The organism is Hirschia sp., from assembly GCF_058892565.1.
The window spans coordinates 24589-44050 of sequence record NZ_JBZXVU010000037.1; the positions used below are offsets into that span (position 1 = coordinate 24589).

Here is a 19462-nt window from a genome sequence, read left to right on the forward strand (position 1 = left end):
ACTTGCAATCTTAGTTGGGATAATATGCTTAATTATATAATCACGATTGGAAAACTTGATTAATAGATAGATTACGCAGGCAAATTGTGGAAGTTGTATTTCTCAAAATTTCAAACGACGAGGCTGTCATATGTCATCTGCCGGATTAACAGGTTTTTTCCTTCTAGCTGCTGCGTTTGCAGGAGGGGTCCTTGTTTCAGCGCAGGGGATGGTGAATGGAAAGCTCAATCAGGTCTTGGGCAGTCCAATTCAGGCGGCGTTTATATCTTTCACGGGTGGTTGGCTTATCCTTGGGGTAATGATGTTCTTATCAGGGCATGGTGCACCATCTATGACGCGGCTTTCAACAGCACCTTGGTGGGCATTATTAGGCGGGGTCGCAGGGTCGTATATGGTTGCATCTACAGCTTTTGGCGTTCCACGTGTTGGAGTAACAGTCTGGTTTGCAGTTCTACTTGCTGGTCAATTGATAGCTGCTTTGATTTTTGATCATTTCGGTGCATTTGGACAAGATGTGCGGCCAGTGACGTTAGAAAAAATAGCTGGTGTAGTCGCGCTATTTGGCGGAGCTTGGCTCATTCTTAAGCCTTGAATTTTCCTAAAATTTTGTCTGCAAGGTCGGGGTGCTTTACTGGCCAACCATGATCAAGTGGCCCGTGTCCACGGCCATATCCGGGAGCCAATTTTATTGCTTGGGAAACATAAGCTTGTGCGCGCCGGAAGGCTGGTTCTAGCGTTAGGCCTTGGGCAAGTCCTGTTGCGGTCGCAGATGCAAGTGTACATCCCGTACCATGTGTGGAATTGCCTTCAATGCGGGCATGTTCGCAAAATATTTCCCCTTCAGGCGTTGCGATTAAATCAATGATCACATCTCCCTCAATGTGGCCACCTTTCACAATTGCGGCCTTGGCACCGGCTTCCAATATGCGTTCGGCGGCACGGCGTTGACCGTTAAGGTCGAACACTTCTTTGCCTGTTAAAAGGCCGGCTTCTGGAGCATTGGGCGTAACAATGGCATTGGGCAGCATTAGAACTTTTACAGCATCAACCGCTTCGGAAGGAAGTAGTCTGTCACCTGATGTCGCCACCATGACAGGGTCTACGATACGGGGAATATCTTTGGCTTGATCTGCAAAAGCCTGAGCGAGTGCTTCAATTAGTTTTTTATCGCCCAACATACCTGTTTTTATGGTATCTGCACCAATATCTGAAAGGACAGCACGCATCTGCTCTGTAACAGCTTGCACAGGGGCAGGAACAATGCCGCTAACGCCCAATGTGTTTTGAATTGTGAGTGCTGTTATGGCTGTTGCAGCATAGCCTCCAAGCATGGTGATGGTTTTGATATCGGCTTGTATACCGGCACCACCACTAGAATCAGATCCGGCAATGACAAGGACGCGACCTAAGTTTTGGGGCGTATCACTCACTTGCATACCTCAACATTTTCAAATGATTTTGTTTCCCATGAACATGCATAAGTGGAGTCTGTAAAACACATCCATTCACCGTTAAATTCTTGGCAATCACACTTGTCAGCATGTGTAACAGTTAGTTCTGGATTGCGAGAATTAGGTGAGGACGTGAAGTTTTTACAGAGTTTTTCTACCTGACGTTCGAAATTAGATTGCGCCATAGAACACGCAGCTTCACGGTCCGGGAATATCTGTTTTTCTAAATCATAAACGGACGTATCTGATGTCGCGCGTATCATTTGGCCAGCGGGCATTGGGATGGGTATCCATTTGTCGCGTTGTTCGTATGAGCAGAATGGCAATATTTCCTCACGAATTTTCTTTGCAAATGTACCTTGAGGATAGATTTTTAAGTAATCCAGATAGTCAGCTTTTAATGTACTTTGACCAGCCTTTTCAAATAAATCACTTTCAGCCTGACTTGGTGTTGCAGATTTACGTGAATATTCTGAGCTAGTGCCATTATCATAATCAACTGATACGCCTAATATAGAGTCTAACTTTGTTAGCACAAATATGCCCACACCGACGACCAGTGCAATGAGCGCCAATATTGGCAACATTTTTAACCAGACTGATTTGCGCTTTACAGGGCGTTCCAATCCTTCAACGGGTTCACCAGAAAGCGTCGCTTTGGCCGCTGCTAGGAAATGCTCCCAGTGTTGATCATTTGTATCTCCATCCCAATCAATGAGGTTTGCCATCTGAATGAGACCAAAACCCAATGGTGGATCAACTTCATCAATACGGACGGGGAGTAGTTTGCCGCGTGCTTTACCAACGCCGGCTTCTTCTTTGACCCAAGGTGCAGATATTGAAAGCTCAGACCAGACAGCCATGACCATTTTTGCTTCTGTCAGTTCTTTTTGAATGGTTTGGTCCCATTGGCTACCCGGGGCAATGCCATGGTCCCACCAGACTGAAAATCCAGCTTCGCGAAGTCCTTCAACGATGCGGACGACTCGTCCTGCATCTTCTTTTTTATATGAAATGAAAATATCTGCCATGAGAGACCCCGCATTATCTACATGCTATCAATTTTAACCATGCCAATAACCCATCTTGGAATAAAGGCACATAAGCTGTGTTTTTTGATATTCGTTTCTAAACCCACGCATTTTTATTAATGAGTTTGGATTAGAGGTCATCGTCCATTGCTGAATTTGCTAGATATGCATGGACCTTGAGGGCTTGTTTTGTAATTTGCACATCATGTACACGGATAATATCTGCCCCATGCTCGGCGGCATTGAGTGCCACAGCAATCGAACCACCAAGGCGTTGATCAGCATTTTGAGCTTGAGGGTCTATTTCAGCAATAAATCGTTTGCGGGATGCACCAAATAAAATCGGTAGGCCTGTCGCTTCGCTCAGTGAGTCCAAATTTCTCATTAATTCAGTATTATGTTTGAGTGTTTTGCCAAATCCAATTCCCGGATCAACCCAGATATTGCTAGCTTTGACGCCTGCTTTTATGGCTTTGTTTTTACGCTCAACAAGGAAGGCTGCAACTTCGCTGACGACATCTTCATATCGAGGCGCTACCTGCATTGATCGTGGTTCACCCTGCATATGCATGAGGCATAATTTGCAATTGAGTTGGGCTGCTATTTCAAGACTGTCTTCAGCAAAGCGGCCCGCACTGACATCATTCCACATATCAGCACCTGCTTGTATGGCGGCAATAGCTACATCAGGCTTCATAGTATCTATAGAAATGAGGGCGTCAGTATTAGCACGCAGACCAGTTATAACAGGTAAAGTGCGAGCTATTTCATCAATGGCGGAAACGGGCATAGCACCCGGACGCGTACTTTCGCCTCCTATATCAAGCCAGTCTGCACCTTGTGAAACAAGATTTAAGCCATGCTCGATGGCGATATCAGCTGCGGAATATTGGCCTCCATCCGAGAATGAATCGGGCGTGACATTGATTATTCCCATGACGGAGGGGGATTTAGGCATATCTATCCAAATGCTGTGTGAGGCGTTGTCTTTGGCAATCCAAGGCAGTTGACGAAATCTTACACAAACGATTTTGGGAATGCTAGAGAGAGGGGTTCAAGCAGTGTGTTTCCTCGCCAACTTTATTATTTCAACTTGGCCGAGTTTAACTGCGACCTAGATCAAGCAATGAATCAATGACTGTTTGATTGCCCTTTGAGAATTCAAGCGTGCATGGAAAAGGCGTATTGTTTAAAATAGCATTGTTGAACGCGCTAACCTGAAGAACATACTGACGATCCGAAGGAAAGTGCTGGACGGTTTCAGTGCCGTCTGCATGTATGGTTTCGACATAGGTTGCACGCACTTGGGTCGCGTTAAATGGCGTGTTCACGCGGATAAAACCTTGAGTGCCGTGAAATACCATTTCTTGTCTAAGGTTCATTCTCATCGAGACATAAAAATCAAAGCTGACATTATTGGAAAATTCCAATTGTCCACGTGATATCGTATCAATACCATTTTCCCACACTGATTGGCATGATTTTACAGTCGGATCTTCACCAAGAGCATAACGGGCTGTGACGACGGGATAGACACCAATATCATACAATGCTCCGCCGCCAACGTCTGACTTATTGCGTATGTTGGTCGCATCATCATTGAAAAAAGTGAATACACCTTGGACGTGTTTTAGTTGGCCGATCGCATTGGAAGATAAGAGGTTGCGTACATATTCCCATTGCGGGTGATGTGTAACCATGAAACCTTCAGCAATTAGCTTTCCGGTTTCTTTTTGCGTCTGAATTAACTGATCAATGTCTTTTGCATTCAGCGCGATTGGTTTTTCACATAATACATGTTTGCCAGCACGAGCAGCTTTTTGAGACCATTCCACATGCATATGATTGGGAAGGGGAATATAGATAGCATCAATATCTGGTGAAGCTAAAAGGGCATCATAACTATCAAATATTTCAATTTCTGGAGCGAGTGCAGCGAATGGCGCAACTTTTTGAGGCGAGCTGGTCGCAATGGCTTTCAGGCATCCATTTTCAGCTTCATGAATCGCGGGAGCCATTGTCTTTTTAGCAAAATTTGATGCGCCTAAAATGCCCCAGCGGATATATTTTGACATATGAGTTTCTCCCAGATTTGAATATAAATGCCCAGACATTTGGGTCTGGGCATTTATGTAATATTTAGATTGTAAGATTGGCGAGTTTAAGCGCCTTCAGGCTCAGTGCCGCCAAGTTCGCCTTTGGGCTTTTTCTTTGGCTTCACTACTGGCACAGCCGAAGTTGGACCTGCATCAAAATCATCAGGACGTTCAGGCGGGTTACCTTTAATCAGCTCGTTGATTTCTTTTCCTGAAAGCGTTTCATATTCAAGAAGACCTTCAGACAAAGCGATCCAGTCATCATTTTTTTCTGTCAAAATACGGCGTGCTGTTTCGTTTGCCTCGTCGATTAGACGACGCACTTCTTCTTCGATAATCTTTGCTGTGCCGCTAGATATAGAACTGGAATTACCGATTTGTTGGCCAAGGAATGTATTGCCACCATTGTCATCGGAATAATCAATCGTTCCAATTTTATCAGAGAAACCCCAGCGTGTTATCATAGCACGCGCCAAACGTGTGGCTTGTTGGATATCTGAAGATGCACCGGATGTGATTTTCTCTTTTCCAAATTTCAACTCTTCTGCAACGCGCCCGCCCATAGCAATGGCGAGGAAAGACGTCATTTGAGTGAAGTTCTCTGACAGCTTGTCTTCTTCTGGCAGGCGCATCACCATCCCGAGTGCACGTCCGCGAGGAATGATAGTCGCTTTGTGAACAGGGTCCGCTTCGGGCACATTCATCGCCACAATAGCGTGTCCCGCTTCGTGGAATGCAGTCAGAATTTTCTCTTTTTCAGACATCACCATGGATTTGCGTTCAGGCCCCATCATGACCTTGTCTTTAGCGTCTTCAAACTCACGCATAGCAACAACGCGTTTTCCGCGACGTGCAGCGAGCAGGGCTGCTTCATTCACAAGGTTGGCTAGATCTGCACCAGAGAAACCTGGTGTTCCGCGTGCTATTGTTTTGACTTCGACATCTTTGCCCATAGGTACATTGCGCATGTGAACTTTTAAGATTTTCTCACGCCCAACAATGTCTGGGTTTCCAACAACAACTTGACGGTCAAAACGACCCGGACGAAGCAGAGCAGGGTCTAGTACGTCTGGTCTGTTGGTTGCAGCAATCAGGATGATACCTTCATTGGCCTCAAATCCATCCATTTCCACAAGCAATTGGTTGAGTGTTTGTTCGCGCTCATCGTTTCCGCCGCCCATTCCGGCACCACGAGAACGACCCACCGCATCAATCTCATCGATAAAGATGATACAAGGTGCGTTTTTCTTAGCTTGTTCAAACATGTCACGAACACGAGACGCACCGACACCCACAAACATTTCAACGAAATCAGAACCTGATATCGTGAAGAAGGGCACATTGGCTTCACCAGCAACAGCGCGGGCAATCAAAGTCTTACCTGTTCCCGGAGGACCAACAAGCAAGGCACCTTTGGGGATCTTACCACCAAGGCGTTGGAATTTTCCTGGCTCTTGCAGAAATTCGACGATTTCTTGAAGTTCTTCTTTGGCTTCATCAACGCCGGCCACATCATCAAATGTAACACGGCCCTGACGTTCAGTTAGCAAGCGAGCTTTGGATTTACCAAATGACATCGCGCCGCGACCGCCACCACCGCCGCCTTGCATTTGACGCCATAGGAAAAACCAAATCCCAATAATAATCAGGATTGGAAGGAAGTTTCCAAGGTAGCTGAGTATTCCGCCGCCGCGATTCACAGGCTCGGATGAAACATCTACACCATAATCCTGAGCGAGTTTCTCGCCGAGGTTAAATTCAATTGGAGGCATGTGCGTGACATAGGGCGTTTCAGACGTTTCCTGACCGGAGATCTGATTGCTTTTGAAAATAGCCGTTTTGATTTCACCATTCTCTGCTTTCCGAAGGAATTCAGAATAGGAGATATTACCAGCATTCTGGTGAGTGGTATTGCCTTGCACCAAAGTGACGAAAGCGAAGAGTAAAAGCAGAACGACGCCTAGAAGCGCCAGATTGCGCATGTTCATGCGGCAAACCTTTCAACGGTCGGATTAAACAATAGTACTAGTCAACATAGGTAAGCTTGACGTGAAAAACGAGATGCAATCTTCAAACCGCTTTACAATTATTGCTAACTATAATGAATAATACAATCAAAACAAAGTATTACATATGATATTGCATTTTCGTATAAGTGCAATTTCTGTCATTTGTTTGTTTTTCGTACAATTCATTCGTGTTTTTACCTAAAAAATGCATAAAAAGCGACCCGATTTTCGTGGGATAACGCATTAAATTAAAGAAAAATCTCATCACTCAAATGGTTGTTTCTGACAGAATGCAGACTTTGGAGTGTGTAGGCCTCTGCAGGTAGGCATTCTTTGAGCTTATCTTGTGTGTTTAATGGGATGAGAACCGGCATTGAGCGTTGGGCGCGCTTGTTCTCGCTTAAAGGGTGAGCAGCATATCCTAGTGCTTTGGCTTCATCCCAAGATAGCACTAAGCTATCGGGCATTTGGGGGGATAAGCGGATATCAAATCTGCCCATATAACAAATTTTTTGACTGGATTTTATGACGGACCGCGTTGTTTGTGGAGAATTTTTTGTAGTCGCTCGTTTGGTCGGCATAGCATAGATTTGAAGAGTATCTTCTGTTTTAATCAGCCAGCATTTGCCGAGGCAGTGCGTGATTTTACCTGATTTTGTATTCACGTTTAAAGCGTTTAGAAGAGAAATTACCCGTGATAAACCGACATTTTGTTTGGAACCCGACACGCAGATCAATATACGTTCTAAGGCTTTGTTTTGTATATCTAATGGATGTTTGAACAAATCTGACAAGCGTAATTCTACGCTTCCATCAGCACGCCAAACAACATGGTTTTTTAAAAAATATGTTAGATCAGTGACGAGTTTCTGTCGCTTGAGTGTGAGTTTTTTCAGTTTCTCTATCGACTTTTGTTTAGCTTGCTGTGGCATTGCTTCAAGTTTTTTTCGAATACGAACACGTTCGTATTTGTCGTCTTGATTAGAAGGGTCACACACCCAGGATATATCTGTTTCAATGAGGATCGCGCTTAGGTCTTGGCGTGTTAAATTATTTGCTGGGCGTAGCAATTTTAAATCTCGACCCTCTGGCCAGATTGGACTGCAAGATTGACTCGGCATAGCGGCGAGACCGTATTCGCTGGAATTGGAACTCTCACGAATCAGAAGTGTTTCCAAGCGGTCATCAAGTGTGTGTCCTAACATTAGAAATTGGATGTTTTGTTTTTTTGTCCATTCGCAAAAAAGTAGATGGCGCGCCATGCGGGCGTTTTCTTGAGTGGCGCGCTGGTCTTGCGGGCGTCGCCAATTCATCGTCGTGTGAGGAATATTCAATGTTTCACAGATACTTTGAACATAGACAGCTTCTTGCGCTGCTTCTGGGCGCATTCCGTGATCAATGGTGAGAGCTTGAAGATGCCAATTGTTTAGCCTTGCCCACTCAGCAGATAGTAATAACAAACCAAGCGAATCTGAACCGCCGGATACGGCGATACCGATTCTTTTGTTTATTGTCTCAGAAGACGTCAGTTGATCTAACTGAGAAAAGACCTGATGACGGGAAAAGTCGACGCGCGATTGATGATATGTTGTTGAATTTGAGTCGAGCGGTCCGTGACTATCTTCAGTCGGCGGGAGCTTGTGCTGCAAATTCGGTTTCGTAAGTTTCAAGAAGACGCCGCCATATATCCAGAGTATCCTCAATGTTACCAGCTGTGACGCCGCCATCCAAGTTTACATCCATTTGTAAACGAACGACATTGGAGGTGAGCGAGGCACGAACATAGCGCCAGCGAGCGTTAAATGCATTGACCTTTTCCATTGTCATAGCAGGCGGAATAGGGGTGTCTGCTAGAAATTGGATGGAATTACAAAACTCACCATTTTCACATTCATAAAAGTGGATTGTGTAGTCAGATGAGGAAATCCGCCCGCTTATGATTGGATCGCCTGCAGGACCAGTGGCCATATCTGCTTGATATCCAAGGGATGTCATGAAGCGAGATAACCTATTGGCATCGGATGCATCAAGGATGCCGCCGCGAACGCGTTCGGCAGATGCTGGTGTGTTTTGTGCGAAACTCGTTTGCGAAGATGCAATTATCCCAGCGATGATTATCAAGCAAGCCGATATTGCGGCTGGAAAGTCAAAGCGGCGAAAAGACATATACACTCGTTTCTATTGTTCAGACAAAGCGGATATTAACTGTCACATCCAGCCCGGTCGCGTTCTGTTTTGGCCAAACTACGCGTCATCGGGTTTGTTTGCGGATATAGGTTAGACAATTCTGTCAAAGCACCACAAGCTTGTGTAGTATCACCCATCATGCGCAGCGAGCGAGCAAGCTTAACTAAACTGTCAGGCGCTTTAGGAGCGTCTGGGTAGTTTCGTATCAAAGCAACATAAGCTTCAGCTGCTTCTGGGAAAGCTTCTTGAATAAGAAGTGATTCGCCTAGCCAATATTGAGCTTCAGCTGCTTCGGGTACATCTGGGTGCGTTGAGACTAAGTGAGCAAAGGCGGTTTCAGCAGCAGGATAATCACCCTTCAATAGAAGGTTTTTCGCTTGTCTGAAAAGTTTGCTTGGATCTTCAGGTAGATCTTCAATATCAGCGGGCTTTGACGCGATGGCTTCATCCGTCCGCGCAGCTGCAAGAGATGCTTTTGTTGTCGAATCCGTTGCACCAACCAATGGAACAGTCGTTTCTGCTGGTCCGTCCGCTGCGTTGGCTGCGGCGTCTAATGGTGCATTGATGATTGCTTCTAGCTTTTTAACTCGCTCATTTTGAGCCGCCAAAGCCTGTTTCAATATTGAAATTTCTTCAGCTTGAAATTCAATACGTTTTTGCAGTTGATTGGCTTGAAATCCGGACTCTTCGACACGGCCAGTCGCGCGTTGGATGTTCTGTTCAATTGTATCCATGCGGCTTTGAAGGCGGGCCACCATCGGGTCGACACTCACCTGAGCCTGTGCGGAGAAGGCAAAGACAGATACAAGAACAACCACAGGCGAAAGCACTGCGGCAGTCGAAAGACGGAGATCACGCATAATATTCATAATATTCTAGTTAGCAGGCCTCCGCGCCGAAAATAAGGCAGCGCGGAGACAAACTGCTGTAGATTTAACTAGCCAGTAACGCCGCTAATCAATTGTGTGTGAGCGTTACGGTTTACAGACCAAGCTTCTGTTGTTGAACGCGGGTCAGTTGGACGCTCTTTACCGTATGAGACTGTCTCGATGCGAGCAGCAGAAACGCCGAGGCCCATCAAGTAATCTTTAGCGGCTGCCGCGCGGCGCTCACCAAGTGCAATGTTGTACTCACGAGTTCCACGCTCATCACAGTTACCTGCAATAAGAATTGAAACGCCTGGGTATGTGTTCAGCCAAGCAGCTTGACGTGCAAGAACCTGACGGTCAGCGTCGTCTAGGCTGTACTGGTCAACGTCGTAGAATATTTTAGAGCCGACGTTTACGTTGAAGTCTTCCAAAGAACCAGGAATTGGACCTTGTGGAACAACAACAGGAGTTGGAGTAGGTGTTGGAACCGGTGCTGGTGTCGCAACAGGTGTTGGTGTTGGAACCGGTGCTGGTTCTTCTACTGTAGAAGCACAACCGGATGCGAGTGCCGCAGCTGAAAAAGTTAGTGCAGCGAAGCTTACTTTGTAATTCATTGGTCTTACAGACTCCCCTTAGGACGCGCACGCCCAGCGTTGGACGTGAACGGAATGCATTTGCTTCCTAATGGCTTTATGTGACCATTATACGAAACTAGCGCACGATCGATGAACGCATGTTCACCATAATGCGTCATGTTAGAAAACTGCAACACTTTCTGTGTCTCCTAACGTGAATTTTATAAAATAGTCTAATCGGCATGCATAGGAACAGCTACGATGATTAACACGCAAGCATACCTTTATGCAATCAATTTTATAATCAGCGATGCACAATAAAAGTCAATAAAAACAAAGAAAAGGCCAGTCTTTATCGACTGGCCTTTCATGTTTTTATCGCAGGACAGGTGACCATGCTGGGTCGGAAGCATCACCACGTGTTGGAACGCGTTTTAAATTTCTTCCACTTAAATCTATGCTCCAAAGGCTAGGTCTTCCGCCGCGAGCCTCTTTAAAGAATATAATGACTCGCCCATTTGGGGACCATGTGGGGCCTTCTACAAGGTAATCAGATGTCAAAGAGCGCTCTCCTGTTCCATCTGTCTTAATGACTCCGATCTCAAAACGACCTTTTGATTGCTTTGTAAAGGCGATCAAATCACCACGAGGAGACCAAACAGGTGTTGAATAGCTACCTTGGCCAAATGTGATTCGACATACTTTGTTGCGCGGTCCATTTTCACAATTTCGGTCAGATCCATCAGCATTCATAATATATAATTGCGGTGAACCACCTCTGTCGGACGTGAAGACGATTTCTTTTCCATCTGGAGAATAAGATGGAGATGTATCGATTGCGAGATTGTTTGTGAGGCGTGTGCGTTGACGACGTGCCAAATCTAGAATGTAGATGTCGGAATTACCGTCTTCTGCCAAACTCATAGCCACGCTGTTTCCATCAGGTGCGAATCGAGCCGCAAATGATGTGAGACCATAATCACCAATAACTTCTTGGCGACCCGTTTCAATATCAAACAGATAAACACGACGACGCTCTAATAGTGGGTTGCGTGCATCGGGGACTAGCGCCGTATAGATGATTGTTTGTGATGATGGGTCAAAACGAGGTGTTTGAACTTCAATACGGCCATCTGTGAGGTTTTCAGGGTTGGCACCATCTTGGTCCATAATGGCAAGGCGGCGAACGCGTTTTGTCTTTGGACCGCTTTCATCAATATAAACGATACGGCTGTCAAAATATCCGCTGTCAGGTGTTAGCTGCTCATAGATATCATCAGCAATAATGTGAGCCATACGTCTCCAGCTATCACGAGAAGATACTGTGTATTCCTGAGAATAGAGTTGCTTACCTGTGAAAACATCAAACAGACGGAACTGAGTGGCCATAGAACCTGTCGGGTCTATGATTGTTTTACCTACCAGAAGCGCATCTGCATTGATGACTTTCCAGTCGGCAAAAGTTGGCAATACAGCGATATCAAGGTTTTTCTCAACAAAGGCTTCTGGGCTGATCATACGGAAAAGGCCCGAGCCAGCGAGATCATTTCGGATAACTTGGGCAATGTCAGATCCGACAGTTGCAGCTTCAGTGGTATCACCAGAAAAATCCGGGATAGCCATTGGCATAGCCTCGAATGTGCCTTTGGTGATGTTTACGACATTTTCGTCCTGCGCATAAGCGGGCAGACAAAGCAGGCTGCATAATAAAGCAGCTAGGGCGCTGACGGCTGATTTCATGGCGAGGATCTCCTATCCTTCAAAGTCTCAATTCATGCGAATGCACTATGGTTACCGATAGTCACCATAGTGATCTGTCCGAAATATGTCATTCCCGAATGACGCGAAATTTTCGGGAATGGTCGTGGCTGTTTACCGAACTCCAAAGACGAATGTGAAGTCTTTCCATTCGTCATAGTATTCGGCTGGTAGAATGTCATTATAGGGTGCGCATTTTTCGATAGCGCGTGTGGCATTGATATCAAAAATGCGCATTTGTTGATCATTGCCTGGTATAATAGTGGGGCTTATGCGACGCGGTGAACGCATAAGGCTGCCATCTTTGTTGAAAGTGATTTTATAGGTCACCTGCAACCGTTCTGCATTGGCCATGTCAGATGGGTCGCGGAAACACTTGGTTTCGATTTTTGACTTTAGCATTGTCGTCCAAGTGGCAGTATCCCGAGAGCGATCACCGGCTGAGCGCTTATTCTGATTGGCGTTTTCAACCTTTTTAAGATCCGGCGCGGCTTTGTATTCGCGTTCGCGCGTTTTCTTTTTATCTTCGGTTGTTTGCAAAACGCTGTTTAGGAAAGAATTGGTTTGTTCTTTCTTCTCTTCTTTGGGCGGTATCACTTTAGGTGTCGGCGTCGGAGTTGGTTTGGGCTCCGGCGTCACTTCTGGCTCAGGTTCAGGCTCCGCTGTTTCTTCTGGCTCAGGTTCGACTTCTTCCGGCTCAGATTCGGTTTGGCCGTCTTCTTCCGCAAATGGATCGGGTTCATCTGAAACTTCAGCATCATCCTCAGGAATAGGTTCTTCTTCCGGCGGTGCTTCTTCTTCAGGTTCCGGCGTTGGCTCTGGTTCAGGTTCTTCAACCGGATCAGGTTGAGGAGCTGTTAGGTTTGTCGTGTCAGATACAGTGACAAGTTCAATTGGCACGATAATCAGTTCTTCGGACATGGTTGTCGTTGCCATGGGGAACACGACATATGCTGACCCGAAAATGGCCGCATGAAATATAAGAGAGAGGAATAAGCCTGGGCGCACGCCTAGTTTCCTTTGGCCTTACGGTTTCCAGTAGGATCTGTCACAAGACCTACATTGGTAAATCCTGCATCCCGCACTAATGAAAGGGCTGTCAGCACTTGCCCATAATCGGCTGCTTTATCGCCGCGCACGAGGACGCGATCTTCATATCCGTTCTGCGCAATAGCGATGAGTTGAGCACCAAGTTGAGCAGGCTCTACAGGTTCGGTGTTGCTACCAATAAATAAATCACCTGACGCGTTTACCGTTAGGGCGAGTGATTGGTTTTCACTTGGAGGTAATGGTTTAGAGCTGGTTTTTGCAAGATTAACCGGTTCACCGGTCACAACCATTGGTGCAGTCACCATAAAAATAACGAGCAGCACCAACATGACATCCACCATGGGCGTGACATTGATATCTGCGTTTTGCGAACGGCGACGACCGCGGCCGCCACCTGAAGAGGGGGACATCATGGCCATAATCTATTCATCCAGTCTTTCTGCAAGACGACGTGAAATGCGGACAGTGAATTCTTCTGCAAATGTATCCATATGCTCAACGAATTTGTTCACTTCACCAGAAAATTTGTTGTAAAACATCATTGCTGGGATCGCAGCTAATAGACCAAGCGCTGTCGCAAACAATGCTTCAGCCATACCCGGCGCTACAACTGCAAGGTTTGTTTCACCAGCCATACCGATATCGCGGAAGGCTGTCATAATTCCCCAGACAGTTCCAAATAGACCGATGAATGGTGCTGAAGATGAAATGATGGCCAATGTTGATAAGCCTTTTTCCAAACGCGCAGCTTCACGATTAACCGCGACATTCATTTGAGAACGCGCACGTTGCAAGAGGGATGTGGCGACTGTATCTGTCAGGGTACGCAGACGGCGCGCTTCCCGCCATTCTCTAGAACCAGCAGAATAAACACGGGCGAGGGCATCGGAAGGCTTGTCACCAACACGGTCATCCATTTCATCCAATGGCTGGCCTGACCAAAAAGCTTCTTCAAACTGGCGACCTTTTTTGCGAGCTGCGCCCATGCCTGTCCATTTGTCGAACGTTACCATCCAAGACCAGATGGACATAATAACAAGAACAAGCATCACGACTTTAACGACCGGCCCCGCGGCCAATATCAAAGCAAGGAAGGAGAAATCGCTGTGAGAAGCAATTTCAGCAGGCTCACTTCCAGTTACTTCAACAGCAGCAGCTTGCATCATGGGCAAGGCGGCTAAGTTGTCGATTCCGCTTGTTATCAAAAGTTCTAGCGACATCATTTGGACCTCGTACTTGAAAAGACCAGTCTTAAAATGCGCTAGACAATCTAGCGCCCACATTTGGTTCCTCTAGTCGCAGTCTGCATGGAACGCAAATTGGGCGAGATGAAGGAGACAAGTGTCAAATACACATGCAAAAGGCATTTGTGCAGTGATTCAACCCATGAAATTTTGGAAATATTGGATATAAAGCAGTTGCAAAGCAAGAATTGCTGGAAATGCAATCATATTGCTCTGCTAGTTTTGAGTCGTGAAAATCTCTAATTAGGAGACTGGTATTGTCCCCACGCACTGAGAAGTTCCTTTGTGGGACGAATTAATTGCCCATCCATATTTATCTGAACGATCGTAACATCTGCACTACAAAGCAGCGTGTCGTTTCTGCATATTTTTTGATTAAACAATAAACGTGCACCTTTTGAGCCGACGAATCGGGTGTGTACTGTCAGCGCATCATCTATTTTTGCTGGGCGTTTAAAATCAATTTCCATGCGTGCAACAGCAAAGGCAAGAGGATTTTGTTCTTGGGCCAGTTTCTCATGGCTCATGCCGGCAAAGCGTAAGAAATCGGACCGGCCGCGTTCGAAAAATTTGAGATAGTTTGCGTGGTAAACAACGCCTGTGAAATCTGTGTCTTCATAATAAACACGTACCGGCAATATATGTTCATCAATCTCAATGCGGCCAGCTTCAGGTTGATCATTCATAATATTAAAATCCTGAAAATATCTTCTACATAGGTATTGATTTCACCGTCTATCTTCAAGGGAGCGTGCGATGAAAGTCGCAAAGAGATTGGCTCAAATCAATAATTTCAAGCGTGTATAGTGAAATATAAAATACACGCAAGAGTTGTTTTATTGGCTGTTCGGATCAATCGTCTGAAAACATATCTTTTTGAGTATTGTTATCAGGTGTGGGCATGCCTAGACGCTGATAAGCCCCCGGTGCGGCGACGCGGCCACGCGGCGTTCTAGCCACCAATCCTTGCTGCATTAAATATGGCTCGATCACTTCTTCAATGGCATCACGAGCTTCGGATAAAGCAGCTGCTAAAGTATCTGCGCCAACAGGGCCGCCGGAATATGTCTTCACCAAAGCATTTAGATAACGTCGATCAAGTGCATCCAATCCGTCACTATCGACTTCAAGGCGGGCGAGACCTTTGCTTGCGGATGCTTTGTCAATTTGCACATTGTCCGCTTCAGCAAAATCTCTAACGCGGCGCAAAAGGCGAATGGCTATTCGCGGCGTACCACGCGCACGGCGCGCAATTTCTATAGCTCCGCTTTCGGTAATCTCAGCCCCCATTTTGATGCCGGCTTTAAAAACAATACCACCTAATTCTTCAGGCGTGTAAAATTCCAGTCGCACAGGAATACCAAAGCGATCACGCAGCGGTGTGGATAATAACCCTGCACGCGTTGTTGCACCGACAAGCGTGAAAGGAGGAAGGTCAATCTTTACAGAGCGTGCAGAAGGTCCATCGCCAATCATGATGTCTAATGTGTGATCCTCCATGGCTGGATAGAGGATCTCTTCGACGACCGGTGAAAGGCGGTGAATTTCATCGATAAAGAGGACGTCATTTTCTTCAAGGTTTGTGAGAAGGGCAGCTAAATCGCCAGCCTTGCCGATCACCGGACCGGATGTTGATCGAAACCCAACGCCCATTTCGCGCGATACGATTTGGGCAAGTGTTGTTTTGCCAAGCCCCGGTGGGCCAAACAATAAAACATGATCCAGTGCGTCCCCGCGATTGCGAGCAGCCTGAACAAAGACTTTTAGATTGGCTTTTGCAGATGCTTGTCCCGTAAAATCATCGAATGAGAGAGGACGAAGCGCGCGATCAATTGTTTCCCCCGGTTGGCGTGTGGGGTCTGTTATATCACCGTCTCTACCCATATTCATACGTCGTTTCGTTCTAAGTGTTCGTGAAAAGCAAAGTCTGCATATATCCTTGGAGGAAAATATCGCAAAATGCAAAACAAAGTGCGAACGAATATATGGAGTTTAATCACTGATGTGGTGATAAGCCTACTTTAAATTTCAAGATTCACGGTTAAATCATAAGGCTGTTGGTTTTAAGGGCTGTGACTATGAAACAAATGATATTGCTTTTTGCCGGTGTCGGTTTGAGCGCAAATATGCCTGCGCAAGCAGAAATTCTTGATAGCGTTCGTTTTGGAATTCTTGATCACAATGTGCAAGTGTTAACTCCCAAAAATTCGAATAAAGAACCTGGTGTAAATATATCTGCTGAAGTGCGGTTTTCTCAATTGGATATTCTGGGAAATACTTGGTCACCTCATCCATATGCAATGGTTTCAGCAAACACTAAAGGGTCAACATCTTATATAGCTGCTGGATTTGAATGGGATTTCGAATTTGCAAAAGGGTGGCATTTTCAACCGGGTTTGGGATACGCAATTCATTCTGGGGAATTAGACAGTGAGGGCGATACCGCTGCACAACGCGCAGTCTTTGAATCGACACATCTTCTTTTAGGGTCACGGGATTTATTTCGGACAAGTTTTGCTCTGTCTAAGGATATTAATGAGCAATGGGGTGTTCAATTAATCTATGATCATTTGTCCCACGGACAAATGTTAGGCAATGGACGAAATCAAGGGTTGGATGATGTTGGTTTACGGGTCACACGTACTTTCTAGCTCTTTCAGCTTGAAGACGGAATGATGTCAGTTTGAATGAGAAGCTACTTCAAACCGTTTCCTGAATCGCAAAATATACCTACTCACCGGTTTATAGCCTGCTATCTATTGCTTTTTGTTGCAGTTTAATGTCCTTTGCGCGCGGCATTCATTAAAATGGAGTAGCACATGTCCGGTGTGGTGGTTGTCGGCGCTCAATGGGGCGACGAAGGTAAAGGTAAGATTGTCGATTGGTTGTCTAGCAGAGCAGACGTCATTGTACGTTTTCAAGGCGGACACAATGCAGGGCATACGCTCGTTATTGATGGCAAAACCTTTAAATTAAACCTGTTGCCCTCTGGTGTTGTGCGCGGTGGAAAACTGTCCGTCATCGGAAATGGTGTGGTCGTTGATCCGTGGCAATTGCTTGCCGAAGTTGAGGGCATGGCCAAAGAAGGCGTTGAGTTGGGACCAGATGAGTTGGTTCTTGCTGATAATGCCTGTTTGATCTTGCCATGGCACAAAGATATTGATGCGGCCCGTGAAGGTGCGCTCGGAGATGCCAAAATCGGAACGACAAAGCGCGGCATTGGTCCTGCTTATGAAGATAAAGTCGGTCGCCGTGCTATTCGCGTGGCAGACCTTAAAGACCCCGCAGCATTGGATCTTAAGCTTGAGCGCCTGCTAGCGCATCACCGTCCACTACGTGTTGGGCTTGGACTAGATGAGCCCGATGCCGCAAAACTAAAAGCTGACCTTCTTGAAATTGCAGACAAAATTTTGGCATTTGCACAACCTGTCTGGAAACGTCTTGATGATAGTGTGAAACTTGGCCGCCGTATTCTTTTTGAAGGCGCGCAAGGTGTTATGCTTGATGTTGATCAAGGGACTTATCCATTTGTGACATCATCCAACGTTGTTGCCGGACAGGCATCTGCTGGGTCTGGAGTTGGTCCTAATGCGATCAATTATGTGCTTGGTTTGGCCAAAGCCTACACAACGCGTGTTGGTTCTGGTCCATTCCCGACTGAACAAGACAATGAAATTGGTGAGCGTCTTGGGACTGTTGGTCACGAATTTGGTACGGTGACAGGCCGTGCGCGCCGTTGTGGTTGGTTTGATGCGGTTATGGTGCGCCAAGCGTGTGCGACGTCTGGTGTAACAGGTCTTGCTGTGACAAAACTGGATGTTCTTGATGGCCTTGATGAAATCAAAGTGTGTGTCGGTTATAAATTAAATGGCGAAGTCATTGATTATTTCCCTGCCGGCATGACTGATCAAGCTGCTGTAGAGCCAATCTATGAAACGCTAAAAGGTTGGAAGGGGTCAACAAAGGGCGCACGTTCATGGACTCAGCTTCCTGGTGAGGCCGTTAAATATGTGCGCCGTCTGGAAGAATTGGTAGGCAAGCCTGTTGCGCTTCTGTCTACATCTCCGGAGCGTGAAGATGTGATTTTGGTGCGTGACCCGTTCGTGGCATAAGCCTATTTAAAAATACAAAAGCGGACGTTTATTCCGCCGCAAGGCCGCTAGCAGAAAAATTACTGTTGGCGGCCTTATTTGTTCGCATGGCAAATTTGGGAGCCAGTTTTTGCATATTCCAAATAACGGTTTCTCTTAAGCCCATCAGCAAGTTGTTTTTTGCATACCAGTTCAAATCTGTTTCTGCTTTTATCGGGCTTAGGGCGCATCGCAAAGGCGCTGTTTGGCTTTGAGGAGCGTCGTGTAAAAGCGCCTTATAGCTTTGGTGATCATTGCGTGGATAAACCCCATCCAAAATCATCAAGACATTAGTGGTTATGTCTATGTGGCGACGTTCAGACCGTCCTGAAAACAGATATGTATGTCCGTTTTTACCCGATTTTGCTGCTGCTAAAAGACCATCGGCAAAATCATCAACATGCAGCCAATCTAGCGTGTCATAAGCGTGATCAGGCGAAATGGATGTTTGCTTTACTGCCGCTTTCAATACGCTTGGTATAAGTGCGTCGCTGTTTTGATTCGGACCATAAATAGCGGAGGCACCAGCATAGATAACCGGTATTTTCGTTTCAGCCGACCAACCATTGACGAGAACAAGATCCATGACTGCACGTGCAGCTGTTATGGAAGTGGTTGAAAGCGGCGTATTTGTATCAAATTCAGCGACGCTGCCGTTCAAAGAACCATAAACTAATGTGTTAAATGGAATGACGAGCTTGAATTTTTTTTGTGCTGTTTCGTCTAGGCTTTTATAATATGTTTTGACAGCTTCCAGCACACCAATTGTCGCCTCGGCCCCTTGTAGGGATGGGGTGCCATGTTTTTCGCTGAGGCCGCCAGCACAATGGATGAATGCATCGGGTTTGAATTCTTTTAAAAGCGCACTTAGCATTACACTGTCAGTCACATTGCCGATGAGCTGAGAGTAATTCTTTTTGCCTTTTACCTCTGCAAGCTGAGGTGCGATTTGGGCAGTATTTCGCATATCCATGTTGAAAACATGAGAGCCATTTATAACAGCTTGTTTTACAAGGGAGGAGCCAACAAAGCCGCAGCCACCCGAAACGAATAATCGCATAA

Annotated in this window: 19 protein-coding genes; 3 read left to right on the forward strand and 16 right to left on the reverse strand. The window is 46.0% G+C overall.

Going from position 1 to position 19462, the window contains the following annotated elements:
- Nucleotides 1-130 precede the first annotated feature (130 nt).
- Nucleotides 131-592, forward strand: coding sequence for a DMT family transporter (locus tag AC5EF3_RS13770; protein WP_493548459.1), 462 nt, complete (start codon nucleotides 131-133; stop codon nucleotides 590-592).
- Here the strand turns inward: AC5EF3_RS13770 and thiD are convergent.
- The 15 genes from thiD to ruvB all read right to left on the reverse strand — a co-directional run bounded on the left by thiD (nucleotide 582) and on the right by ruvB (nucleotide 16154).
- Nucleotides 582-1430, reverse strand: coding sequence for a bifunctional hydroxymethylpyrimidine kinase/phosphomethylpyrimidine kinase (thiD, locus tag AC5EF3_RS13775; protein ID WP_493548460.1), 849 nt, complete (start codon nucleotides 1428-1430; stop codon nucleotides 582-584). The genes AC5EF3_RS13770 and thiD overlap by 11 nt on opposite strands.
- Nucleotides 1427-2482, reverse strand: coding sequence for a toll/interleukin-1 receptor domain-containing protein (locus tag AC5EF3_RS13780; protein WP_493548461.1), 1056 nt, complete (start codon nucleotides 2480-2482; stop codon nucleotides 1427-1429). The genes thiD and AC5EF3_RS13780 overlap by 4 nt, the downstream gene beginning before the upstream one ends.
- A 130-nt stretch (nucleotides 2483-2612) precedes the next feature.
- Nucleotides 2613-3440, reverse strand: coding sequence for a dihydropteroate synthase (gene folP, locus AC5EF3_RS13785; protein ID WP_015828233.1), 828 nt, complete (start codon nucleotides 3438-3440; stop codon nucleotides 2613-2615).
- Between the two features lie 145 nt (nucleotides 3441-3585).
- The gene (locus AC5EF3_RS13790; RefSeq protein WP_493548462.1) at nucleotides 3586-4557 is read right to left on the reverse strand and encodes a Gfo/Idh/MocA family protein; all 972 of its coding nucleotides are present in this window, start codon (nucleotides 4555-4557) and stop codon (nucleotides 3586-3588) included.
- Nucleotides 4558-4643: 86 nt separating this feature from the next.
- Nucleotides 4644-6566, reverse strand: a complete 1923-nt coding sequence (ftsH, locus tag AC5EF3_RS13795) for an ATP-dependent zinc metalloprotease FtsH (RefSeq protein WP_015828231.1) — start codon at nucleotides 6564-6566, stop codon at nucleotides 4644-4646.
- 269 nt (nucleotides 6567-6835) lie between these two features.
- Complete coding sequence (tilS, locus tag AC5EF3_RS13800) at nucleotides 6836-8257, reverse strand: tRNA lysidine(34) synthetase TilS (protein ID WP_493548463.1); 1422 nt, start codon at nucleotides 8255-8257, stop codon at nucleotides 6836-6838.
- Entirely contained in the window at nucleotides 8211-8753 is a 543-nt protein-coding gene (locus AC5EF3_RS13805) for a type III secretion system chaperone family protein (protein WP_493548464.1), read from the reverse strand. Before AC5EF3_RS13805 ends, tilS begins: the two co-directional genes overlap by 47 nt.
- Nucleotides 8754-8788: 35 nt before the next feature.
- Nucleotides 8789-9634: a tol-pal system protein YbgF gene (gene ybgF, locus AC5EF3_RS13810; RefSeq protein WP_493548465.1), complete on the reverse strand. Its 846-nt coding sequence runs from the start codon at nucleotides 9632-9634 to the stop codon at nucleotides 8789-8791.
- A gap of 77 nt (nucleotides 9635-9711) precedes the next feature.
- A complete protein-coding gene (gene pal / locus AC5EF3_RS13815) occupies nucleotides 9712-10257 on the reverse strand; it encodes a peptidoglycan-associated lipoprotein Pal (RefSeq protein ID WP_015828227.1) in 546 nt (181 codons plus the stop codon).
- A 336-nt stretch (nucleotides 10258-10593) separates the two neighbouring features.
- The gene (gene tolB / locus AC5EF3_RS13820) at nucleotides 10594-11958 is read right to left on the reverse strand and encodes a Tol-Pal system beta propeller repeat protein TolB (RefSeq protein ID WP_493548466.1); all 1365 of its coding nucleotides are present in this window, start codon (nucleotides 11956-11958) and stop codon (nucleotides 10594-10596) included.
- A gap of 132 nt (nucleotides 11959-12090) precedes the next feature.
- A complete protein-coding gene (locus AC5EF3_RS13825; RefSeq protein ID WP_493548467.1) occupies nucleotides 12091-12897 on the reverse strand; it encodes a cell envelope integrity TolA family protein in 807 nt (268 codons plus the stop codon).
- Nucleotides 12898-12986: 89 nt separating this feature from the next.
- Complete coding sequence (locus tag AC5EF3_RS13830) at nucleotides 12987-13445, reverse strand: ExbD/TolR family protein (protein WP_015828224.1); 459 nt, start codon at nucleotides 13443-13445, stop codon at nucleotides 12987-12989.
- Nucleotides 13446-13448: 3 nt separating this feature from the next.
- The gene (gene tolQ / locus AC5EF3_RS13835) at nucleotides 13449-14249 is read right to left on the reverse strand and encodes a protein TolQ (protein WP_493548468.1); all 801 of its coding nucleotides are present in this window, start codon (nucleotides 14247-14249) and stop codon (nucleotides 13449-13451) included.
- A gap of 260 nt (nucleotides 14250-14509) precedes the next feature.
- On the reverse strand, nucleotides 14510-14956 hold the full coding sequence (gene ybgC, locus AC5EF3_RS13840; protein ID WP_493548469.1) for a tol-pal system-associated acyl-CoA thioesterase: 447 nt from the start codon (nucleotides 14954-14956) through the stop codon (nucleotides 14510-14512).
- A gap of 166 nt (nucleotides 14957-15122) precedes the next feature.
- A complete protein-coding gene (gene ruvB / locus AC5EF3_RS13845) occupies nucleotides 15123-16154 on the reverse strand; it encodes a Holliday junction branch migration DNA helicase RuvB (protein ID WP_041302294.1) in 1032 nt (343 codons plus the stop codon).
- A gap of 194 nt (nucleotides 16155-16348) precedes the next feature.
- Here ruvB and AC5EF3_RS13850 point away from each other — a divergent pair, with 194 nt between their 5' ends.
- Together AC5EF3_RS13850 and AC5EF3_RS13855 are read left to right on the forward strand one after the other, a co-directional pair.
- Nucleotides 16349-16921 carry an acyloxyacyl hydrolase gene (locus AC5EF3_RS13850; protein WP_015828220.1) on the forward strand — a complete coding sequence of 191 codons (573 nt, stop codon included), beginning with the start codon at nucleotides 16349-16351 and terminating at the stop codon, nucleotides 16919-16921.
- Between the two features lie 168 nt (nucleotides 16922-17089).
- Complete coding sequence (locus AC5EF3_RS13855; RefSeq protein WP_015828219.1) at nucleotides 17090-18382, forward strand: adenylosuccinate synthase; 1293 nt, start codon at nucleotides 17090-17092, stop codon at nucleotides 18380-18382.
- Nucleotides 18383-18410: 28 nt separating this feature from the next.
- Here AC5EF3_RS13855 and AC5EF3_RS13860 read toward each other — a convergent pair whose 3' ends face one another.
- Nucleotides 18411-19460, reverse strand: a complete 1050-nt coding sequence (locus tag AC5EF3_RS13860; protein ID WP_493548470.1) for an NAD-dependent epimerase/dehydratase family protein — start codon at nucleotides 19458-19460, stop codon at nucleotides 18411-18413.
- Nucleotides 19461-19462 lie beyond the last annotated feature (2 nt).